15 protein-coding genes are annotated in these 20,847 nt (G+C 61.0%); 6 read left to right on the top strand and 9 right to left on the bottom strand.

Features of this window, described 5'->3' with window-relative positions; translation table 11 throughout:
• Positions 1–435 precede the first annotated feature (435 nt).
• A complete protein-coding gene (locus ASC90_RS16990; protein ID WP_056542701.1) occupies positions 436–2,376 on the top strand; it encodes a M23 family metallopeptidase in 1,941 nt (646 codons plus the stop codon).
• 54 nt (positions 2,377–2,430) lie between these two features.
• Here the strand turns inward: ASC90_RS16990 and clpB are convergent, their stop codons facing one another.
• The 6 genes from clpB to ASC90_RS16960 all read right to left on the bottom strand — a co-directional run bounded on the left by clpB (position 2,431) and on the right by ASC90_RS16960 (position 12,385).
• Positions 2,431–5,028 (bottom strand): ATP-dependent chaperone ClpB, encoded by a 2,598-nt coding sequence (clpB, locus tag ASC90_RS16985; protein WP_056542599.1) that lies wholly within the window; start codon positions 5,026–5,028, stop codon positions 2,431–2,433.
• A 608-nt stretch (positions 5,029–5,636) separates the two neighbouring features.
• The gene (locus tag ASC90_RS16980; protein ID WP_056542597.1) at positions 5,637–6,437 is read right to left on the bottom strand and encodes a DUF4167 domain-containing protein; all 801 of its coding nucleotides are present in this window, start codon (positions 6,435–6,437) and stop codon (positions 5,637–5,639) included.
• Between the two features lie 344 nt (positions 6,438–6,781).
• Positions 6,782–7,651 carry a peptide chain release factor N(5)-glutamine methyltransferase gene (gene prmC, locus ASC90_RS16975; protein WP_056542596.1) on the bottom strand — a complete coding sequence of 290 codons (870 nt, stop codon included), beginning with the start codon at positions 7,649–7,651 and terminating at the stop codon, positions 6,782–6,784.
• Positions 7,648–8,727, bottom strand: a complete 1,080-nt coding sequence (prfA, locus tag ASC90_RS16970) for a peptide chain release factor 1 (protein ID WP_056542595.1) — start codon at positions 8,725–8,727, stop codon at positions 7,648–7,650. The genes prmC and prfA overlap by 4 nt, the downstream gene beginning before the upstream one ends.
• Before the next feature lie 27 nt (positions 8,728–8,754).
• On the bottom strand, positions 8,755–11,022 hold the full coding sequence (gene ptsP / locus ASC90_RS16965) for a phosphoenolpyruvate--protein phosphotransferase (protein WP_056542594.1): 2,268 nt from the start codon (positions 11,020–11,022) through the stop codon (positions 8,755–8,757).
• Between the two features lie 88 nt (positions 11,023–11,110).
• Positions 11,111–12,385, bottom strand: coding sequence for an aspartate kinase (locus tag ASC90_RS16960; RefSeq protein WP_056542592.1), 1,275 nt, complete (start codon positions 12,383–12,385; stop codon positions 11,111–11,113).
• Positions 12,386–12,714: 329 nt separating this feature from the next.
• On the opposite strand from ASC90_RS16960, the gene ASC90_RS16955 reads away from it, so the two are divergent.
• Positions 12,715–13,461, top strand: coding sequence for an ankyrin repeat domain-containing protein (locus tag ASC90_RS16955; protein ID WP_056542591.1), 747 nt, complete (start codon positions 12,715–12,717; stop codon positions 13,459–13,461).
• A gap of 12 nt (positions 13,462–13,473) precedes the next feature.
• Here the strand turns inward: ASC90_RS16955 and ASC90_RS16950 are convergent, their stop codons facing one another.
• A complete protein-coding gene (locus ASC90_RS16950) occupies positions 13,474–15,114 on the bottom strand; it encodes a Na+/H+ antiporter (protein WP_056542589.1) in 1,641 nt (546 codons plus the stop codon).
• A 52-nt stretch (positions 15,115–15,166) separates the two neighbouring features.
• Positions 15,167–15,364, bottom strand: a complete 198-nt coding sequence (locus tag ASC90_RS16945) for a hypothetical protein (RefSeq protein ID WP_056542587.1) — start codon at positions 15,362–15,364, stop codon at positions 15,167–15,169.
• A gap of 563 nt (positions 15,365–15,927) precedes the next feature.
• Between ASC90_RS16945 and ASC90_RS16935 the strand changes: the two genes are divergently transcribed.
• The 3 genes from ASC90_RS16935 to ASC90_RS16930 all read left to right on the top strand — a co-directional run bounded on the left by ASC90_RS16935 (position 15,928) and on the right by ASC90_RS16930 (position 18,862).
• Positions 15,928–16,287, top strand: a complete 360-nt coding sequence (locus ASC90_RS16935) for a copper resistance protein CopC (RefSeq protein ID WP_056542582.1) — start codon at positions 15,928–15,930, stop codon at positions 16,285–16,287.
• A gap of 26 nt (positions 16,288–16,313) precedes the next feature.
• Positions 16,314–16,442 (top strand): hypothetical protein, encoded by a 129-nt coding sequence (locus ASC90_RS30285; RefSeq protein WP_280138328.1) that lies wholly within the window; start codon positions 16,314–16,316, stop codon positions 16,440–16,442.
• A gap of 248 nt (positions 16,443–16,690) precedes the next feature.
• Positions 16,691–18,862 (top strand): adenylate/guanylate cyclase domain-containing protein, encoded by a 2,172-nt coding sequence (locus ASC90_RS16930; protein ID WP_056542580.1) that lies wholly within the window; start codon positions 16,691–16,693, stop codon positions 18,860–18,862.
• Positions 18,863–18,886: 24 nt separating this feature from the next.
• Here the strand turns inward: ASC90_RS16930 and ASC90_RS16925 are convergent, their stop codons facing one another.
• On the bottom strand, positions 18,887–19,888 hold the full coding sequence (locus tag ASC90_RS16925) for a FecR domain-containing protein (protein ID WP_056542578.1): 1,002 nt from the start codon (positions 19,886–19,888) through the stop codon (positions 18,887–18,889).
• Between the two features lie 161 nt (positions 19,889–20,049).
• On the opposite strand from ASC90_RS16925, the gene ubiG reads away from it, so the two are divergent.
• A complete protein-coding gene (ubiG, locus tag ASC90_RS16920; RefSeq protein ID WP_056542576.1) occupies positions 20,050–20,796 on the top strand; it encodes a bifunctional 2-polyprenyl-6-hydroxyphenol methylase/3-demethylubiquinol 3-O-methyltransferase UbiG in 747 nt (248 codons plus the stop codon).
• The last annotated feature ends 51 nt before the right edge of the window (positions 20,797–20,847 follow it).

Here is a 20,847-nt window from a genome sequence, read left to right as displayed (position 1 = left end):
AAGCCCTAAAGCCTCAAACCCTCATCAGCATCGCAGCCAATCCGGAAACTCAGAAGCGAAGGACATCGTCGCCAGCAGCGCCGCCGCCCTCGTTCAGTGAGTGGGCTTATAGATCCTGACCTGTTTTGAAGTCAACAACCGATTTCGAAAAAAGCGAGATTTCTTGCATCTCGTTGAATTCCAAACCGTATTTTCAGAAGGGTCGTTTTCCGGCCAAGGATCGGCGGTTTGCACGACGGTCTTTTAGATAAATAGGGCACCAAAACCGCATGACGAGGCCCTTTGCCCTCACATCTTCACAATCCGGTGGTCTCAAGAGGCAAGGAATTTTCGGGCGGTCAACCCGCTCATTTGACTTCCATTGCCGAACTATGCACTTTTTGCCCGCCACCGGCACCTATGAAGCCTACCAAAAAGGACGCGGATCGCACTGCCATGATGACCGAGAAGATGATGATCCGCTCGTTTGGCAACGAGCCGCCGCTTCTCGCAGATGGAAGGCGCGCACCCGACCGCCGCGAAGTTTCGCTGCGTTGGCTTTCGGGTACGTTCCTCACGGGCATTACCTCCAGCGTATTGATGGGCGTTGCGCTGTTTGCGGCACTCGATGGTCGCCAGCAACTGGCGATCCCGGCCGAAGCCTACGCCAATATCAATGCGGACGCGCACGGCGACATTGACGTGACGCGCGGCGGACGCCTGATCGCCCCCGCGATCGCAGCCAAGCCATCCGACCGCAAGATCATGGACGTCTCGACCGTCGTTCACGAAGGCGACAAGGAGGTTGTCCGCCGGCAGCCTTTCGCACGCGTTAAGATGACGCTTGCGGCCAACCACGTCGCCACCGAGGACTATCCGAGCTTCAATCCGCTGACGATCTTTTCTGCCGATGAGCCTGAAGCCTCCCCCAGTGTCCGCACCGGCCAGATCTATGGCTCCGACGTTGAATCCGAGGTCAGCCTGAAGACGGTCGCTTATCCGACCGGCAAGTCGAGCGTCGCAGTGGCGGCCGGCATGTCATTGGATGAGATCGAGGAGAATGTTCGTTCCAACGGCTCAGTGCTGACGGACGGTGCAGCGCAGGTTGCTGCCCTTTACTACGTCGATCCCCGCCGCTTCTCCAACGATGAGAATGACGTTGATCTCGCCGCCGGCCTCACAGCCCGCGTGCTCGAGCAGAACATGACGGTCTCGGCGCCGGAATCGATCACGCCGCAGACCGAAGAATTTGCCGACGACATCATCCCTGTCCGCCAGAATACGGCCATCGTCAAGTCGATGATGGCTTCGGGCTATCCGGAGTTGCAGGCCAAGGGCCTTTCCGCTTATCTCTCGCCGCTGCTCGGTTCCGATGATCTGTCGAAGGGCGACGTGCTGCGGATCGGCATCCTCCAGAAGGGCGAACAGGCAAAGATCATCCGCGCCAGTGTCTACCGCGGCACACGGCATCTCGTGACCGTCGCATTGGATGACCATGATCGTTTCGTTGCCGGTCGAGAGCCGCCGGAACTCGACGCAGTGGCGACCGCCTTCGACGACAGCGCACTGACAGCGCCGTCCAACCAGAACCTGCCGCGCGTCTATGACGGCATCTACAGAGCCGCCCTCTCCTATGGCATGACCAAGGATATGACGGCGCTGATCATAAAGCTGTTGGCAAGCAGTGTCGACTTCCAGGCCGAACTGCGCCCGACGGACACGCTCGAAGCATTTTTCTCCGTGGCCGATTCCAGCGGGCAGGCGACGGACGATTCCGAATTGCTTTACGTCAATGCCCGTTTCGGCGACACGCAGACACGCTTTTATCGCTTCCAGGATCCCGAAGACGGCTCGGTCGATTATTTCGACCAGGACGGCAAGAGCATACGCCAGTTTCTCCTGCGCAACCCGGTCCCGAACGGCATTTTCAAGTCGGGCTTCGGCATGCGCCGGCACCCGATCCTTGGTTTTGCCCGCATGCACACCGGCGTCGACTGGGCCGCTCCGCGTGGAACGGCGATCATTGCCGTCGGCAACGGAACGGTCGAAAAGGCCGGATGGGATTCCGGCGGCTACGGCAACCAGACGATTGTTCGGCACACCAACGGCTACGAATCCTCCTACAATCACCAGAGCGCCATTGCCAAGGGTGTCGTACCGGGCTCCAAAGTGCGCCAGGGGCAGGTCATCGGCTGGGTCGGCACCACCGGGGAGTCGACGGGGCCGCATCTGCACTACGAGATGATCGTCAACGGCACCAAGGTGGACCCGTTGCGCGTGCGTCTGCCGGGCGGAAAATCATTGAAGGGCGAGCCACTCGCCAAGTTCGAAGACGAACGCCAGCGGATCGATACGCTGCTCGGCAACGAGCCTCCGCCGCAGGTCGCAAGCAAGTAGCCTGCAGACAAAATGGCGGCCGGAGCCGCCATATCTTTGCCGATATTCCCGCCTTTAGGCGGCTTCGTTCACCGTCGCATTGCGCGTGCGAAACAGCAGCCGGTCGGTCCCGCTGGTGACCTTCACCGTCGAGCCATCCGGCACCTGCCCGCCAAGGATCTGCTCGGCCAGCGGATCCTGCACAAACTTCTGGATCACCCGCTTCAGCGGCCGAGCGCCGTAAACAGGGTCGTAGCCCTTGTTGGCCAACCAATGGGTGGCCTCGTCGTCGAGCTCGATGGTGATCTTGCGTTCAGCGAGTAGCTTGACCAGACGCTTCAGCTGGATCTCGACGATCGCGCCCATTTCGTCCCGCTTCAGGCGGTGGAATAGGATGATCTCATCGATACGGTTCAGGAACTCCGGCCGGAAGTGACCGCGCACAACCTCCAGAACCTGCTCGCGGATCTCATCCGTGTCATGACCGTCGGGAAGCTCCGTCAGCATCGTCGCGCCGAGGTTCGACGTCATGATGATCATCGTGTTGCGGAAATCGACTGTCCGGCCCTGGCCATCGGTCAGGCGTCCATCATCGAGCACCTGTAAGAGCACGTTGAACACATCGGGATGCGCCTTTTCGATCTCGTCGAACAGCACGACCTGATAGGGCCGACGGCGCACCGCTTCCGTCAGCGAACCGCCCTCCTCATAACCGACATAGCCGGGAGGAGCGCCGATCAGCCGGGCCACGGAGTGCTTCTCCATGTATTCCGACATATCCATCCGCACCATCGCCGTCTCGTCGTCGAACAGAAAGCGGGCGAGCGCCTTGGTCAGTTCCGTCTTGCCGACGCCGGTCGGCCCCAGGAAGATGAACGAGCCGAGCGGCCGGTTCGGATCCTGCAGGCCGGCGCGCGCGCGGCGCACCGCCCGCGACACGGCCTGAACGGCATCACCCTGGCCGATCACCGACTTCGCCAGCTCGTCTTCCATCCGAAGCAGCTTTTCGCGATCGCCTTCCAGCATCTTTTCAACAGGAATGCCGGTCCAGCGCGAGACGATATGGGCGATATTGTCAGGCGTCACCACCTCCTGCACCATGGCGCTGCGGTCATTGTCCTGCTGTTCGGATTCCGCCAGCTGCTTTTCCAGCTCCGGAATGACGCCATAGGTCAACTCCCCGGCGCGCTGGAATTCTCCCTTGCGCTGGGCAATCGCCAGATCGTTGCGGGCATCGTCGAGCTGTTTCTTCAGATCGGCGGCAAGGCCGAGCTTCTGCTTCTCCGACTGCCAGCGGGCGGTCAGCGCATCGGCACTCTCTTCGAGATCGGTGAGTTCGGTCTCAAGCCGCACCAGCCGGTCGGCCGAGGCAACGTCGGTTTCCTTCTTCAGCGCTTCGCGCTCGATCTTCAGCTGCATGATGCGGCGATCGAGTTCGTCGAGTTCTTCCGGCTTGCTGTCCACCTGCATGCGCAGGCGCGCCGCCGCCTCGTCCATCAGGTCGATGGCTTTATCCGGCAGAAAGCGGTCGGTGATATAGCGGTTCGACAGGGTCGCAGCCGCCACCAGGGCCGAATCCGAGATCCGGACCTTGTGGTGCTGCTCGTATTTTTCCTTCAGGCCGCGCAGAATCGAGATCGTATCCTCGACCGTCGGCTCTTCGACGACGATCGGCTGGAAACGACGGGCGAGCGCCGGGTCCTTCTCGACATGCTTGCGATATTCGTCGAGCGTGGTGGCACCGACACAATGCAACTCACCGCGGGCCAGCGCCGGCTTCAACAGGTTGGAGGCGTCCATTGCGCCATCGCCCTTGCCGGCACCGACAAGCGTGTGCATCTCGTCGATAAATAGGATGATCTCGCCGTTTTCGGCCTGCACCTCGTTGAGCACGCTCTTCAGCCGCTCTTCGAATTCGCCGCGATACTTCGCACCGGCAATGAGCGCGCCCATGTCGAGCGCCATCAGCTTCTTGTCTTTCAACGATTCCGGCACGTCGCCATTGACAATGCGCAGAGCCAGGCCTTCGGCGATCGCCGTCTTGCCAACGCCGGGTTCACCGATCAGCACGGGATTGTTCTTGGTCCGACGCGACAGGACCTGGATGGTGCGACGAATTTCGTCATCCCGGCCGATCACTGGATCGAGCCGGCCATCGCGGGCTTCCGCCGTCAGGTCACGGGCAAACTTCTTCAGCGCGTCGAAGCCCTGTTCGGCATTGGCGCTGTCGGCCGTGCGGCCTTTGCGGATCTCGTTGATAATCTGGTTGAGCGCAAGTGCCGTCACACCAGCGTTCTTCAGCGTGGTCGAGGTCGACGATTCCATCGCCAGCGCCTGCAACAGCCGTTCGACGGTGACGAAACTGTCGCCGGCCTTCTTCGAAGCCTCTTCGGCGGTCGAGAGAACCTTGGCAAGCGGTGCGGCAAGATAGATCTGGCCGTTGCCACCTGAGATCTTCGGCAGTTTGGCAAGTGCGGCGTCATTGGCAAGGCGGGCAGCCTTAGGGTCACCGCCGGCACGCTCGATCAGTGATGCGGCCATGCCCTGATCGTCGTCGAGCAGGACTTTGAGAACATGTTCCGGCGTGAACTGCTGGTGCCCCTGCGCCAGCGCATAGGTCTGCGCCGACTGGATGAAACCGCGCACCCGCTCCGAGTATTTTTCGATATTCATAGTATACCTCCATAGACCGCCCTGCCCTCACAAGGCACAGGCCGATGACTGAGATTGAGCTCCCTCAAGAGGCGAGCCATTTCCCTGCCGTTGCTGGTATTTACGGCACAGGAACTTTCGTGAGGGATATGGTGGAGAATCCCGGGAGTTTAAAGAGGTCGGAGAGGAAAAACGCGGGCATTCAAACGAACCGAAAGGCACCGCGGGGACCGTCGCTCTCCTCCGATCAACCCCCGCCAGTTGAAGTACACAACCTGATTGTTCAAGGGCAGTGCATTCACATGCGTGCCGCCGATCAAGATGCCGCCGATCCAGACGGCAAGTCGGGGAGACGGCGCTGCACTACCGGGCGTCAGTGCTCCACCGCATGTGCGGCGACCTCGATGACCGGAAGCTGCTACCATGGGCCCTGCGTGACGATCTTGCGCGCGAAAGCACAACGCGCTTCTCGCTCTCGGGCCGACATTGACCAGCAGTGGCAGCGAGCTGGCCAGCAGAGTCATGAATCGACGCCGGTGGGGAAATCCGCAAAAGCGAAGAGGCCGCTCCAGTGGAGCGACCCCTCGTCAATCTCAAGCCAATTCTCCGCATATGGAGATATGGATCCCTTATTCCGAAGCAGCGTCCGCGAGAATCGGCGCTTCGCCAGACCCGGCGCTTTCGCCGGCGGCCTGCGCCTCGTCACCTTCCGCGCCGCGACGTGGGCGACGCGGGCGGCTTGCGGTGCTGCGACGACGTGGCTGGCGTTCACGCGGCTGTCCGCCGGCACTTTCCTCGTCCATCGACACTTCGGCAGGGATGCCGTCGATTTCTGGCTGCGGACCGCTGCCGTCGATCACCTCCGGCTCAGGCGCAACGACTGCGACCGGTGCCGGGCGCTCTTCCTGACGGCGCTGCTGGCGTGCGGGCGCAGGTTGTTCCTCATTGCGCTCATTGCTGCGGCGCTGATGTTGTTCATCCGAGCGGCGCTGGTGCTGCTGGTGGTCCTGCTGCTGGCGCGGTGGCTGAACGACAACGACGTCATCATTGTCGTCGCCATCGCTATCGTCGCCTTCGCGGTCGGACCCGTCGCCGAATTCGTTGCGATCGTCGCGCTGGAAACGCTCCTGCATCTGCGCCTGAGCCGCAGCAATGATGCGATAGTAGTGTTCCGCATGCTGCAGATAGTTCTCAGCGATGACACGATCGCCGGAGCTCTGCGCGTCGCGGCCGAGTTGCGCATACTTTTCTGCGATGTGCTGAGCAGTGCCTCGGATCTTGACGTCGGGGCCGGAGCTATCGTAGGTCCGCGTCAGCGGATTGCCACCCTTGCGGTTGAAGTTGTTATTATTGTTGTTGTTTCCGCCGCCGCCGCCGTTGTTGTTACTGCCACGCCCGCGACCGCGCTTGTTCTGCTGTCCTGGCCTCATCGATCGTTCACCTGAATTCTCTGTTTGTGTGGATTATTGGCACGAACCTCCGTGGCCGGGTCGACCGGCTCAGGGACTTCGTGCCGCAAGCATACTGCGCTTTCGCGCCAACCTGCCGCTTGTTCTCAAGTCAGTTTGACTGATTCACGCATTGGGTCGTGTTCAACCTTTGAAACACTCGTTTAAAAGAGCGGACCCCCGAGATCGAGCAAGTGCCGAACGAATCCTCGTTCTTTCCTGACTCTCCAATGCATAGGGGCAACCTATATCGCTTCCCGTGGAAATCCAAGCCTTTTCTTCGCGATGACAATTGCGTCCCGTTCCATCCTGCAATTTACCGGCGATCAGGTGATCGCGAACACCAGCACCCGGTCGTTCTGTCCATAATCCTTTACGGATTCCAATAACTTGAAGCCATGGGCCTCAAACACACCGGCCACGTCGCTGCGTTGATCGTAACCTATCTCAACGCCAACAACGCCACTTGGTCGTATGAACCCTGCTGCATCCTTGGCGATCGCTCGGTAGGCGTCAAGCCCGTCACTGCCGCCATCCAGTGCTGCAGCGGGATCAAATTTCGTCACCTCGGGAGCGAGATCGTGAACGACCCCGGAAGCTATGTAGGGCGGATTTGAAACGATCGCGTGAAACGAACCGCCTATGCGCTCGAACCAGTTTGACTGGATGGTCGTGAACCGATCTTGCAACCCGTTTCTCTCTGCGTTTGATTTCGCCGTCCTCAACGCATCGGCCGATATATCGCTGCCAACGCCGGACGCTTCCGGACATTCGCTCAACAGCGCGAGGCATATCGCCCCGGTTCCGGTTCCAAGGTCAAGAATATGGATATGCCCTTCCGCCTTTGCAAGGTCACGCAGATAGGGAATCATCGTATCGACGAGGATTTCGGTATCTGGCCTTGGTTCCAGAGTCTCGCTCGAAAGAGAGAGCGGGAGGCCGTAAAACTCGCGTTCGCCAAGAATGCGGTGAACGGGTTCGTGCGCCAGGCGCCTTTTGACCGCAGCCTCGACGAAAGACGCTCTTTCCTCGCCCAGCAGATCTCCGCCGCGCGTCAGCATCTCGGTCGTCGAAAACCGCAAAACGCCCGCGATCAGCAGGCGCGCATCGGTCGAGGGGTCGACGATGCCCGCTTCAGCGAAGCGACGGCGGGCATCCGCCAGAATGTCGGAAACCGTCGGTTCGCCCTGTTTCATCGCTGCTCGCCGAGTTGCGCCAGCTGGCTTGCCTGGTAGTCTGCCATCAGCGCATCGACGATTTCATCGATCTCGCCAACCATCATCCGGTCGAGCTTGTAGAGGGTCAGATTGATCCGGTGATCTGTGACCCGACCCTGTGGAAAATTGTAGGTCCGGATACGTTCGGAACGGTCGCCTGAGCCGACCTGGCTCTTGCGGTCGGCAGAACGCTCGCTGTCGGCGCGCTGCCGCTCGGCATCATAGAGCCGCGAGCGCAGAACCTGCATCGCCTTGGCGCGGTTCTGGTGCTGCGACTTCTCGGAACTGGTAACGACGATACCTGTCGGCAGGTGGGTAATGCGCACGGCAGAGTCGGTCGTATTGACGTGCTGTCCACCGGCGCCCGAAGAGCGCATGGTGTCGATACGGATGTCTTCAGCCCGGATCTCGATGTCGATCTCTTCGGCCTCAGGCAGCACCGCAACCGTCGCCGCGGACGTGTGGATCCGCCCACCCGCTTCCGTCTCGGGCACGCGCTGGACGCGATGCACGCCGGATTCGAACTTCAGCTTGGCGAAGACGCCCTTTCCCGTGATCGTCGCGATGATTTCCTTGAAGCCGCCAGCTTCACCTTCGCTGGACGAGAGAACCTCGACCTTCCACCCGCGGGCCGCCGCATACCGCTCGTACATGCGAAACAGGTCGCCGGCAAACAGCGCAGCTTCCGAGCCGCCGGTGCCGGCGCGGATTTCCAGGATCGCACTCTTCTCGTCGGCCGCGTCCTTCGGCAACAGGAGGATCTGAATTTCCTGCTCCAGCGCCTCTATGCGTTCCTTCACGTCCGGTAGTTCAAGCTCGGCCATATCGCGCATTTCCCGATCGACGCCCTTGTCGTCGAGCAGCGACTGCAGACCGGCCTGTTCCGCCAGCGCCTTCTCGTAGGCGCGGATTTTCGTCACCACCGGCTGCAGCTCGGAATATTCTGAGGCAAGCTTGACGTAGACATCGGCCGAGGGACCAGCCGACATGCGCGCTTCGATTTCGCCGAAACGGCGTTCCAGCTCGCGCATCTTTTCAACGGGAAGCTTCGCCACCCTTCACTCCGATTCTGATTGTCGTGCCTAAAGAGGAATATTGTGAACGTCGGCGAAGTGGGCAAGCAGCTCGCGCATCGAGGTCGCCCTCTTGGTATCGTCCAGCGCCTCGTTCATGATCATTGCCAAAGCCTCCACGTCGAGCCCAAGCAGCATCGCCTTGACCGGCCCGATCGAGGCCGGCGACATCGAGACCGAACGGAACCCGATGCCGAGCAGGGCCATCGCCGAAATCGGCTTGCCGGCAAGTTCGCCGCAAAGCGTCACCGGCGTTTTATTGCGCTCGCCGGCGCGCACGATGTCGCGCAGTATCCGAAGAAACGGCTTGCCGAGCGTATCGAAGCGATCCGACACCCGGGCATTGCCACGATCGACCGCCATCGAAAACTGGAAGAGGTCGTTGGAGCCCACCGACACGAAATCGACCGCCGCCATCAACTCGTCGAGCTGCCAGAGCAGCGACGGCACCTCCAGCATGGCACCGAACTGCAGCTTGCGCGGCAGCCCGTGGCCGAAGCGCGATAGATGTTGCACTTCCTTCTGCAGCAACTCGCGCACCGCCGCGATCTCCGAGACCTCGGTCACCATCGGCACCATCAGTTTCAGTTCGAGACCTGCGGCTGCCTTCAGCATCGCGCGTAGCTGCGTGCGCAGAAGACCGGGCCGATCGAGCGACAGGCGGATCGCCCGCCAGCCAAGCGCCGGATTTTCTTCTTCGTGGCCGCGGAAATAAGGGACTACCTTGTCGCCGCCGATATCAAGCGTGCGGAATGTAACGTTGCGCCCCGCCGCCTGCTTCAGCACATTGCGGTAGAAGATCTCCTGCTCTTCGGCCTTGGGCATTGTGGAGGCGATCATGAATTGCAGCTCGGTGCGAAACAGACCGATGCCCTCGGCACCTGATTCCGCCAGTTGCGGCAGGTCGACAAGAAGGCCGGCATTCATCTGCAGCGACACGCGCTGGCCATCCTTGGTGAGCGGCTCAACAGCGCGCAGCGCTCGGAACTGCTCCTGACGACGCGCGCGGAACCGCACCTTTTCCTCGTAGGAGCGCTGATGCTCCGGCATCGGCCTCAGATGCACATGGCCGCCATCGCCGTCGATGATCACCGCGTCGCCGTTTTCGGCAAGCGCCACGATGCCGGCCGCCTGGCCGATGACCGGAATGCCCATGGCGCGGGCGACAATGACCACATGGCTGGTGACAGCCCCTTCCTCGAGCACCAGACCGCGGACGTTGGCACGCGGATAGTCGAGAAGCTCGGCCGCGCCCATAGCGCGCGCCAGAATGATTGCATCACTGGGAAAGCCGTCGCCGGCCGTTCGGCCCGAATAGCCGGTCAGTTGCCGAAGCAGGCGGTTCGCCAGATCCTCGAAGTCGTGCATCCGCTCGCGCAAATAGGGATCAGTCAGGCGCATCATCCGCGCCTTGGTATCGCTCTGCACCTTTTCGACTGCGGCTTCGGCGGTCAGGCCGTTGCGGATCGCCTCCTCGAGCTTGCGCACCCAGCCTTGATCGTGAGCGAACATTCGGTAGGTCTCAAGCACGTCCCGGTGCTCGCCCTCCATCGAGACATCGCGCTGCGACAGAAGATCGTCGATCGAGATCCGCAGCGAACCCAGCGACTCCGAGAGACGTCGGATTTCCTTGTCGGTGTCGTCATTGAGCAGATTGGTGACGACAATACGCGGCTCGTGCAGTACAACATAACCAAGGCCGATGCCTTCGTTATAGGTATCGCCGTCGATGGTGACGGAACGCGTCAGATCGAGTTCGAGGCCAGGCTTGGTCAGCTTCTTGAGCTCGCCGGTGGCGATCATCTCGGCCAGCACCATCGCCGTCGTTTCGAGCGCTTCGAGCTCCTCGTCGCGATAGTTGCGGCTCGCCTTGTTCTGTACGACAAGCACGCCGAGCGAGCGGCCGGTCCGCAGGATCGGCACGCCCAGGAATGAATGGTAGATCTCTTCACCGGTCTCGGGGAGATAGCGGAAGGCCGGATGCGATTGCGCATCGGAGAGATTGAGCGGCTGCGCCGAGGCAGCGATCGTGCCAACGAGGCCCTGCCCCATCTTCAGTTGTGCCAGATGCACAGCTTCACGGTTGAGACCCTCGGTTGCATAGAGCTCAAGCACCCCGTCAGCGCGCAGCACGTAGACCGAGCACACCTCGGCCACCATGTTGCCGGCGATCTGACGAACGATCCGGTCGAGACGTTCCTGTGGCTCCAGCGGCTCCGCCATCAACTCGCGCAGCCGCTTGAGCAGCACGCGCGGACCACCGGAAAGGTCTCTCATTGCGTCTCAAGCTCCAAAAACAAAAGCAACGTAATCCGGCAGGCAGCCGCTCACTGCTCAACTTGAACGCGCGGCATACTGCTGGGAATCAATTCTTATCCAGACCGTAGCAGGAATGCAAAGTCCTGACAGCGAGTTCCGCATACGGACCATCAATCAGGATGGAAATCTTGATTTCCGAGGTTGTAATAGCCTTGATATTGATGCCCTTGTCGGCCAACGCCTTGAAGGCGGTCGCCGCAACGCCTGCGTGACTGCGCATGCCGATTCCGATGACGGAGACTTTGACGAGGCCAGATTCGTTCTGGACGACATCGTAGCCGATCTTTTCCTTGTTCTCGCCGAGCACCTTGATTGCCTTCTCGACGTCACCCGAAGGAACGGTGAAGGTCATGTCCGTCTTAGAACCGTCCTCCGAGATGTTCTGCACGATCATATCGACGTTGATATGGCTTTCGGCCAGCGGTCCGAAGATCGCCGCAGAGACGCCTGGCCGATCGGCGAGACGACGAAGCGAGATCTGAGCCTCATCCTTGGCATAGGCGATGCCGGTGACTACTTCCTGTTCCACGATTTCTTCCTCGTCACAAATCAGCGTTCCGGGCGGATTCAAGAAATCACCCATGCCCGGAGCATCGGGATCTTCAAACGATGAACGCACGAAGGTGCGTACCTTGAACACCATGGCAAGCTCGACAGAGCGGACCTGCAGGACCTTGGCGCCGAGCGAGGCCATCTCGAGCATTTCCTCGAAGGCGATCTTCTTCAGGCGGCGCGCCTGCGGCACGATGCGCGGGTCGGTCGTGTAAACGCCGTCGACATCCGTGTAGATATCGCAGCGATCCGCCTTGACGGCCGCGGCGATCGCCACCGCCGACGTGTCGGAGCCGCCGCGCCCAAGCGTCGCGATCCGATTGTCGGGGCCGAGACCCTGGAAACCGGCGATGACAGCCACCTGACCCTCGCCCATGCGCTTGACGATATCCGCGCCGTCGATCTCGAGAATGCGCGCGGCGCCATGGGCGTTGTCGGTGCGGATAGGGATCTGCCAGCCCTGCCAGGAGCGCGCGTTGATATCCATCGCCTGCAAAGCAATCGCCAGCAGCCCGGAGGTCACCTGCTCACCGGAAGCCACGACCGCATCATACTCGCGCGCATCGTAAAAGGGTGAATTGGCACCGACGACCTTCGGCATCCCCTGTACCCAGCCGACCAGCTCGTTGGTCTTGCCCGACATTGCGGAAACAACGACAGCCACTTCGTGGCCGGCATCAACTTCGCGTTTGACGTGACGGGCAACGTTCTTGATGCGATCTAGATCAGCGACGGACGTTCCGCCGAACTTCATTACGATGCGTGCCATATGCCTCTACCACAGCAAACCGCCGGGAGAGACGAAAGCCAGACCCGGCACGACGAAGCCTTGGAAAGCGGCAAGGCCGAAGAGCCGGAATTGGGAGTTCTGGAACCCTTCTGAAGCCTGGCGCCCAAGGCCCAAGTTGCGGCGTCTCTTAGCGAGTTTGTGGGGGGGTGGCAAGGTGCAGGAAGGAGAATGCCGAGGTGGCCAGCAGAGCACCGCTCGATGGCATTCCACACCCCTCAAATCCGGCGCGCTTCGTTGGACCGAACGAATGATGAGGAGTACCATGACCATTCTGCTGGAATAGCCTGAAGCATAGCGGGAGGATCACCATGTCTATCCGTCATCTGGGCTGTCTTCTCTGCATGGCAACCGTCGTCGCGACTACACCGACAACGGCCCGGCTCAACGAACTTCATGATGCAATCGCTGCAGGCGACCTGCCTCGTTTGCAGACGGGAATTAAGGCAGGCCTTGATATCAACGAGGTCGACTTCACGGTCGGCACACCGTTGCACGCAGCTGTCTTGCGCGGTTCGCCGGAAATGACGCAAATACTGCTTCAGGCAGGTGCCGACGTCGAAGCCCAGTCGATGACGAACGATTCCACGCCGCTGCATGACGCAGCAAAGGCAAATCGAGCCGAGATCATCCCGTTGCTTGTGACGGCCAAGGCCAACCTTGAGGCCAAGGACTCGCTTGGAAGAACGCCGCTGATCGTGGCGACCGTGAGCAACAGCGCCGATGCTGCCCGAGCACTGGTTCTGGCGGGTGCCGACCCTGAAGGGCGCGACGACAACTATAAGGAGCCTCCGTTGCTTTTTGCCGCGGCAAACGGTGACGTTAAAGTCGCGGAAGTCCTGGCTGGCAAGGCGGACATCAACGTCAGGTCTGGGGAAAACCAGGCCACCGCACTCCACTACGCTGCGATGGACTCGCGCATCGAGATGATCCGGTTTCTGTTGGCGAGGGGCGCAGATCCAACCCTCGTGAACAAGAACGGGGAGACTGCCTACACACTCGCGAACGCCGCTGACGTTAAGAAACTCCTGCAGGATCTTGGCGCCGGCCAGCCGTAGGGCGCACAACATTCAGGACGTGCTGAAGCGCGACTCAAGCAGATCGATTTCCCGGACCAGTTTGCGGACGAGGTCATCCGTCAGACTGCCGGAACGGGCGATGCGATAAACCTCGCTCCGTTCGGCACCGAGGGCGACAAGGCGCAGACTACGCTCGATATCATCGGATTTCCGGGCGAGATCGGCGTCCTCACCGGTCTTGGAACGTGCCTCGATGCGCTGCCGGTAGAGCGTCATGATCCTTGCTCCGGCATCCATGTAGACGTCGGCATCGTCCCGCCCCGGCTTCATGTCGTGGAGACTGCGGTCGACCGCACGCATTGCAGCTTCGGCCGCGGCAACGCGTGCCTGATCCTCCTGCCGCTGGCTTGACGGTTCGGGAGGCAGCTTCACACCCTTCATCAAGTACGGCAGTCCGACGTTTGCGGCGGCAAGGGAAACCACGATCACGCCAGCCGCCAGGAAAATTGCAAGGTCGCGCGCCGGAAACGCCGAGCCGTCCTGCAGGGTCAAGGGTAGTGTCAGCACGCCCGCAAGCGTGATCGCTCCTCGCACTCCGGCAAGAGACATTGCAGCGATCAACCGCCACCCGGGCGACTGAACCTTCTGCCGCCTGCGGGCAGCTCGAAACAGGATCAACCCGAGCGAAGCCCAGACCCAGAGAAACCGCAGCGTCGCAAGCGCGAACGCGATGGCAACGACATAGACAAAAAGCCAGAATTCTTCCCTGCGCCCGGCCTCGCGAACCACCTGCGCTGCGCCTGAAATGATTCCGGGGAGTTGTTCGCCGAGCAACACGAAGATCACGCCGTTTCCGGCGAATTGGATGGTATCCCAGAACACGGCGCGACGGACGCGCGTAACGGCCAGCGCCCGCCCCGATTGCTCCTCGTAGCTCATTAGGATGCCCGCCGCGACGGCCGCCAGGATGCCGGAGGCCTGGGCTTGCTCGGCCAGGATATAGGCACCGAAGGGAATGAGCAGGCTTATCAGAATCTGTGAACCGGTCTCCTCGCCAAACCGTCGCGATATCCAGTCCTTTAGGGTCGTCGTCAGCAGGGTGACGCCCACCCCGATCGCAATGCCACCCACTGCCAACCAGAGGAAGGTGCCGGACGCCTCGACGATCGAGAATGTCCCGGTGAGCGCTGCGACCACGGCAAAGCGCATGCACACCAGGCCGGAGGCGTCATTGAGGAGCGACTCGCCTTCGAGGATATGCATTAGGCGGTTGCGGATCGGCGCCCGCGCGGCAATGGCGGATACACCGACCGCGTCGGTCGGCGAGAGCACCGCCGCAAGCGCGAACGCCACCGGCAACGGCATCGCCGGGATAATCCAATGGATAAAGAAACCAGCGCCCAGGACGGTAAACACCACCAGACCAAGCGCCAAGGCCAGGATGGTTCCCTTGTCGCGCAGAAGACCTTCCTTCGGAATGCGCCAGCCGTCGAGAAAGAGCAGCGGCGGCAGAAAAAGCAGGAAGAAGATATCCGGATTGAGCTCGATGCGAAAATCGAGCATCGACGCGATGACCGCACCGAGTGCAATCTGCACCAGCGGAAGTGGCAAGGGCATGGGCGACATCCGCCCGATGGCGCTGCTTGCCACGACGGCGAGCAGCAAAAGCAGACTGACGGTAATCGCGTCCACAAGTCACTCCCAAGAAAGTTGAACCCCAATTGGGCGTGACTTGTCCGCAGGTTCACCCGTTCTGGGGAGCCGCCGGAGCTGTTTTGACATCACCCGCGGGCAGGAACACCCGCGCTCTGTGGTCGGCACTATCGGAGACAATACCGGACACCAGAAAAGCAATGATCACGAGGCCAGCAAAGACAATGACCAGAAGCGGGAATCCTGTTCCACTACGAGTCGCATTTTTGTCGTCTGGATAGAGAGACATGGCGAATTCCTTTACGGCCGCTCGATTACCGAACACCGCTACCGTTGTTGCAAATTCGTTGATACTACGGGCGACAACGCGATCTCGGTGCCGATGACGACAATGTGTCACCAACAGGCTTTCTATGGAACTATACTAAGGTCTGGCCATCGGCGCGCGCCCGCCTCATCGGACGAACCGGCACAGTCTACATGCCCGGCGTCATGCCAGATGCTATCGAGTTCGTCTGCGAACGGCGGCAGCCGGAATTGCCAGTAGAGCCTCTCCCAAAGCGAAGTGTCCGGGTCCGTTTCGAGAAGGATTTCTATCGGGACAGCAGGACGCGCCGACGGTTCTCTGGCCAGGTGGTGCGGAAACTTTTTGTCGAGAAATGCGTTGGTGCTCATGGAAGGCCTTTGTGTCGTCTGCTTAGGTTTTTTCGCCAATACACGCAGTGGTAATTCATTTGGGGTCCAGCTTTGACTATACGAAGGTATGGTTCTCCAGAACGCAGGTTGAATTTCGGAGACAGCGCGGCGCCGCTATTCTCCAAGCTCTCTAACGGTCAAAGCTGGAGCATTGCGATGTTTTACAGAAATCTTCTGGCCTGCCTCGTTGTCGCGAGCTGCATGGCAGCGCCCACCGCCAGTTACGCGCGCTTGAACCCGCAAGCGACGGCGGTCGAGCCCGAAGCCCGAGCTGCGGCGGATCTGACGCTTACATTTTCATACGAGGTTGATTTGGCGCGGTCGCATTTCGAACTGGTTGACGAAACCAGCTCCAGAGTGCCTTTGGACAATGCTCAGCTCAGCGGCAACGGCACTGACGTTGTTGTTCCCATCAACGCACTGCTCAAGCCGGGCAGCTACACTATGAAGTGGCGGGCGCTCTCAAAAGACGGCCTTACAGACGAAGGCAGTTATACGTTCCGGGTAGGACCTTGAGAAAGATCGATCCAATGAGGCTCATCATGATCCTGGTGCTCATCGTGATGATCGGCGGCGTTCTAAGCCCAGTGTTTGTGGCGGGATCCAACGAACAGATACCGGCGGGCCAGCCGCTTGAGCAGGCCCTCAATCCTGAAAAAATCCTCTACTGAAAGCAGCATTCGGTCGGGTGCCATACACCTGGATTCGGCTGCGGATGTGTTCCAAACACTCGCTTCACTATTCGCGAGAATGAAGCGACAGCGCCAAACGCGCGCTATGGCGTCGCTTGGTGTTGCTGCAGCCGTCGAAAAGCGGAGTTGCATCGCGTACCGGAAACAGGCAGCGTAGGCGCGCCTGGGACCGTCACTTCGCAACAGACGCCTCATCGGGCCTTCATGCGTAAGGGCCAAATCGCATCATGACGCGTGCGCAGCAAATCGGCGTTGTTATCGGCCTAGCCATCGTCGCAGCTTTCACGTTGCTGCGGGCGAGCGATCCGCCGCTCCTGCGCCAGCTCCGCGACGTCACTTTCGACGAGTACCAGCGTATCACGCCACGAACCTTCGAGACGACGCCTGTCCGGGTGATCGACATCGACGAAGCCTCGCTCAAGGAATTCGGCCAATGGCCCTGGCCGCGCGACCGGCTGGCCCTGATGGTCCAGAGGCTGTCGGGTATGGGCGCCGCGGCGATCGCCTTCGATGTCCTCTTTGCGGAGGCGGACCGCCTGTCGCCGCGTTCCATCATGCGCGATGTCGGCGTTGATCCCTCGTTGCTTCGCCAGTTGCCCGACAACGACGAGACGTTCGCCGCGGCGATCGCAGGACACGCCGTTGTACTCGGCTTCGGCCTGTCCACCGAAGGCAATTACCGGCCGCCGATCGGCGCCGGCTTTGCCTTCACCGGCGAAAGCCCGCTGAACGCGCCGCCGCGCCTCAATGCCGCGACACCGATTCGCCCGCAATTGCAGATCAACGCTGCCGGGCTCGGGCACATCAGCCTCAATCCGGGGAACTCCTCCGCCGTGATCCGCAGGATTCCTCTTTTCCTGACAGATGGCGAACAGCTTTATCCGAACCTTGCGATCGAGGCCCTGCGGGTCGCCCAAGGTGCTTCGACCTATCTGATTGCCGGAGCTCCCGAGACCAAGGACACGATGACGTCGGTCAAGATCGGCGATTTCGTCGTGCCGGTTACGGCCAGCGGCGAGTTGTGGCTCTACACCAGTCCGGACGTCGTCGCTCGTTACATCTCCGCCGCCAAGATCCTGGCACCCGATGGAGTTTCGCCCGATGTCGAAGCCGCGATCCAGGGCAGCATCGTCTTCGTCGGCACATCTTCGGCCGGCCTGCAGGATATCCGCACGACGGCTCTTGGCCAGAACGTTCCGGGCGTTTCGATGCATGCGCAGACGGTCGAGCAGATCCTCACCGGCCATTTCCTGTCGCGGCCTGATTGGGCCGACGGCATGGAAATTCTGTCGATCGCGGTGTTGGGCACGGTCCTGGTCGTGCTCACCACCTTCGTCAGCCCGGCTGTCGCCCTCGCCTGTGGCCTGTTCATCACCGCGCTCGCGCTGGTGGCCTCGTGGTTCGCTTTCTCCACATGGGGCCTGCTTTTCGATCCGCTGGCCCCGATCATTGCTGGATCGATCATCCATTTTGCCGCGACATCGTTCCGCATCCTCGTCATCGATCGCGAGCGCCGCGAGGTCCGCCGGGCCTTCGGCCAGTATCTGTCACCTTCGCTGCTCTACCGGATAGAGCACACGCGCAATGCATTGCGCCTTGGCGGCGACGACCGCGAACTGACGGTGATGTTCGTCGACGTGCGCGGCTTCACGGAACTCAGCGAGCGGCTGCAGCCTGGCGAAGTCGTCCGGTTTCTCAACACGCTGCTCGACGCGTTGAGCCGCCATGTCACCGCCCACGAAGGCACACTCGACAAGTTCATCGGCGACTCGATCATGGCCTTCTGGAACGCGCCGGTCGATGTCGCGAACCATCCTGCCAAGGCGGTGCACGCCGCCCTGGCCATGCGCGAAACACTGGCGCGCCTCAACGCCGAGGATGCTTTCGGCTTCGGGAAGGACTATCAGGTCGGCATCGGCATCGGCATTCACACCGGCCTTGCCTGCGTCGGCAACATGGGCGCGGAAACACGCTTCAACTATTCCGCCGTCGGCGACGCCGTCAATGTTGCCGCCCGCATTGAATCCGCCTGCAAGGAAGTGGCTTTCGACATCCTTGTTTCAGAGGAGACAGCCGGTGAATTGCCGCATTTTGCCATCCTCGACGCCGGCGCGATGGGTCTCAAAGGAAAGAGCAGCAGAGCTCGACTTTATGCCGTCGTCGGAGACAAGCAGGTGCGCCGATCGAAGGAGTTCGCAGACATGCTCCATATCCACACCAAGCTTGTCGCAGCGCTGGGCTCGCGCTCAACTGACAGCCGAAAGATACTTGTCAGCGCGAAACTGACGGCATCGGCACTTACCGCCACTCTCCAGCAATTCTATGCCCGCATCTCGCGTCGGGCGGACCATTTCCGCGACCTGCCCAGCACCGAACGAGACAGCGCGCAGGCGGGTTAGCTCGGGGACCGTGTCGCACTCGGGCTAATCGCTGCTCGTGTGCCTGTTTCCCTGGTAACCACCGTCGCGACGATTATAACCCCTGTTCCAGCCGTGGTTATCCCTCCCGTGACCGTTGTATTCGTAGCCGCCGTGACCATGATGGCCATGGTGAGGCTTGTCGGGTTTGTCAGGCCTATCCGGCTTGTCCGGCTTGTCCGGAACCTCTGGCGTTTCACGCGGCTGCTCAGGCGCTGGCGGTGCCGGCGCTTGGGGTGTCGGCGCCTGGGGTGTCGGGGCTTGAGGCGCAGGCGGCTCCGACCGCTGCTGCTGTTGCTGCCGGGGGCGATCTTGCCGATTGTCGTCACGCAGGGATGCCAGGCCGCAGGTGGTGCGGATGCCGCCCAGCGCACCCGAAAGCTGCTGGTGGCCGGAGAGGAATGGAAGCGCCCTCGGATTTCCGAGTGTTTGCAGTGTGCTGCGGTCAACCTCGCTCGGGTCGGTCATCCTGCCGCCACGCGTCGCGATGACGCAGTCGCACTGTTGCCGCAACTGCCTGCACCCACCCGGGCCGCAGAATTCCGCCGCGCCGTTCAGCAGGACGATCGCCGTGGTGCCGTTCTCCCCAACATAAAAGTCGAAGGCCGTGCCTCGGACGCCGATCGTTCCGGCAGGCGTAACGATCGAATAGGCCGATGACGCCGATTTGCCGCTGATCCAGCGGAAAGTCCCTTTCGCGGCCTTGATCGAAAGCCTCTTTACGGAGGCGGTATCGTCATAGACAAACTTGTCGATGACCACGGACGAGCCCGCCCCCACGGCGAGCTTCGTGCCATCCTTGAAAAGGAACTGACCGAGCCCCGACCTCGACGTTCGGATGCGCTCATCGCGGTGCACAGGAGATCGGGTGGCCAGGACACCAGCCTCGCCAGTAACCTCTGTCCGGATAAGCGTTGCCTGGCCGACAGGCTCCGCGGACAAAGCCGGAACCGGATCGAACAACGCAATAATCAGACCCGCGGCGACGACACCACTCGAGCGCAACATGACGACCCCCACACAACACGCATGAGTATATTAGCATATTATTATTATTAACGTCTGCTTATCCACTTGATGTACAGCGGCGATAGCTGGCTCAGGTCAGACCCCTTGACATCCCGGCGCGTTCATCCGACTTCACTCAACACGAACGCGAGGAGCAGACGATGACGGAAGCGGCAAAAAGCACGATCGACCAGAGCGAAGTGGACCGTTTCTCCGCCATGGCAGCGGAATGGTGGAGCCCAACTGGCAAGTTCAAGCCGCTGCACAAGTTCAACCCGGTGCGGCTCGCCTATATCCGCGACAAGGCCGCCGAGAATTTCGGGCGGGACGTCCGCAGCGCCAGGCCGCTGGAGGGCCTGCGTGTTCTCGACATCGGTTGCGGCGGTGGGCTGCTCTCCGAACCAGTCGCCCGCATGGGCGCTTCGGTCGTCGGTGCAGATCCGTCCGAAAAGAACATCGGCATCGCTTCCACCCACGCCAAAGCGTCAGGCGTGTCCGTGGACTATCGGGCCGTCACCGCAGAGCAGCTTGCGGAAGCCGGAGAAACGTTCGACATCGTGCTCAACATGGAAGTCGTCGAGCATGTCGCGGACGTCGAATTCTTCATGACCACGTGCGCCAGAATGGTCCGGCCGGGCGGGCTGATGTTCGTGGCCACCATCAACCGCACCATGAAGGCGGCAGCACTGGCGATCTTTGCGGCCGAAAACATCCTGCGCTGGTTGCCGCGCGGAACGCATCAGTACGAGAAACTCGTTCGCCCCGAGGAAATCGAAAAGCCGGTGGCGGCCGACGGCCTGACCGTGATCGATCGAACCGGCGTGTTCTTCAATCCGCTATCGGATCGATGGAACCTGTCGAAGGACATGGACGTGAACTACATGCTGCTGGCCAAGCGCGAGCAATAAGAATCCCCCCTCAGCGCCCTACTACGACGAACGCAGTCCGGCGCCATTTCA

Origin of the sequence: Rhizobium sp. Root1220 (genome assembly GCF_001426265.1) — a bacterium.
Classification (GTDB): domain Bacteria; phylum Pseudomonadota; class Alphaproteobacteria; order Rhizobiales; family Rhizobiaceae; genus Rhizobium.
This window is presented reverse-complemented; position numbering and strand designations above follow the sequence as displayed.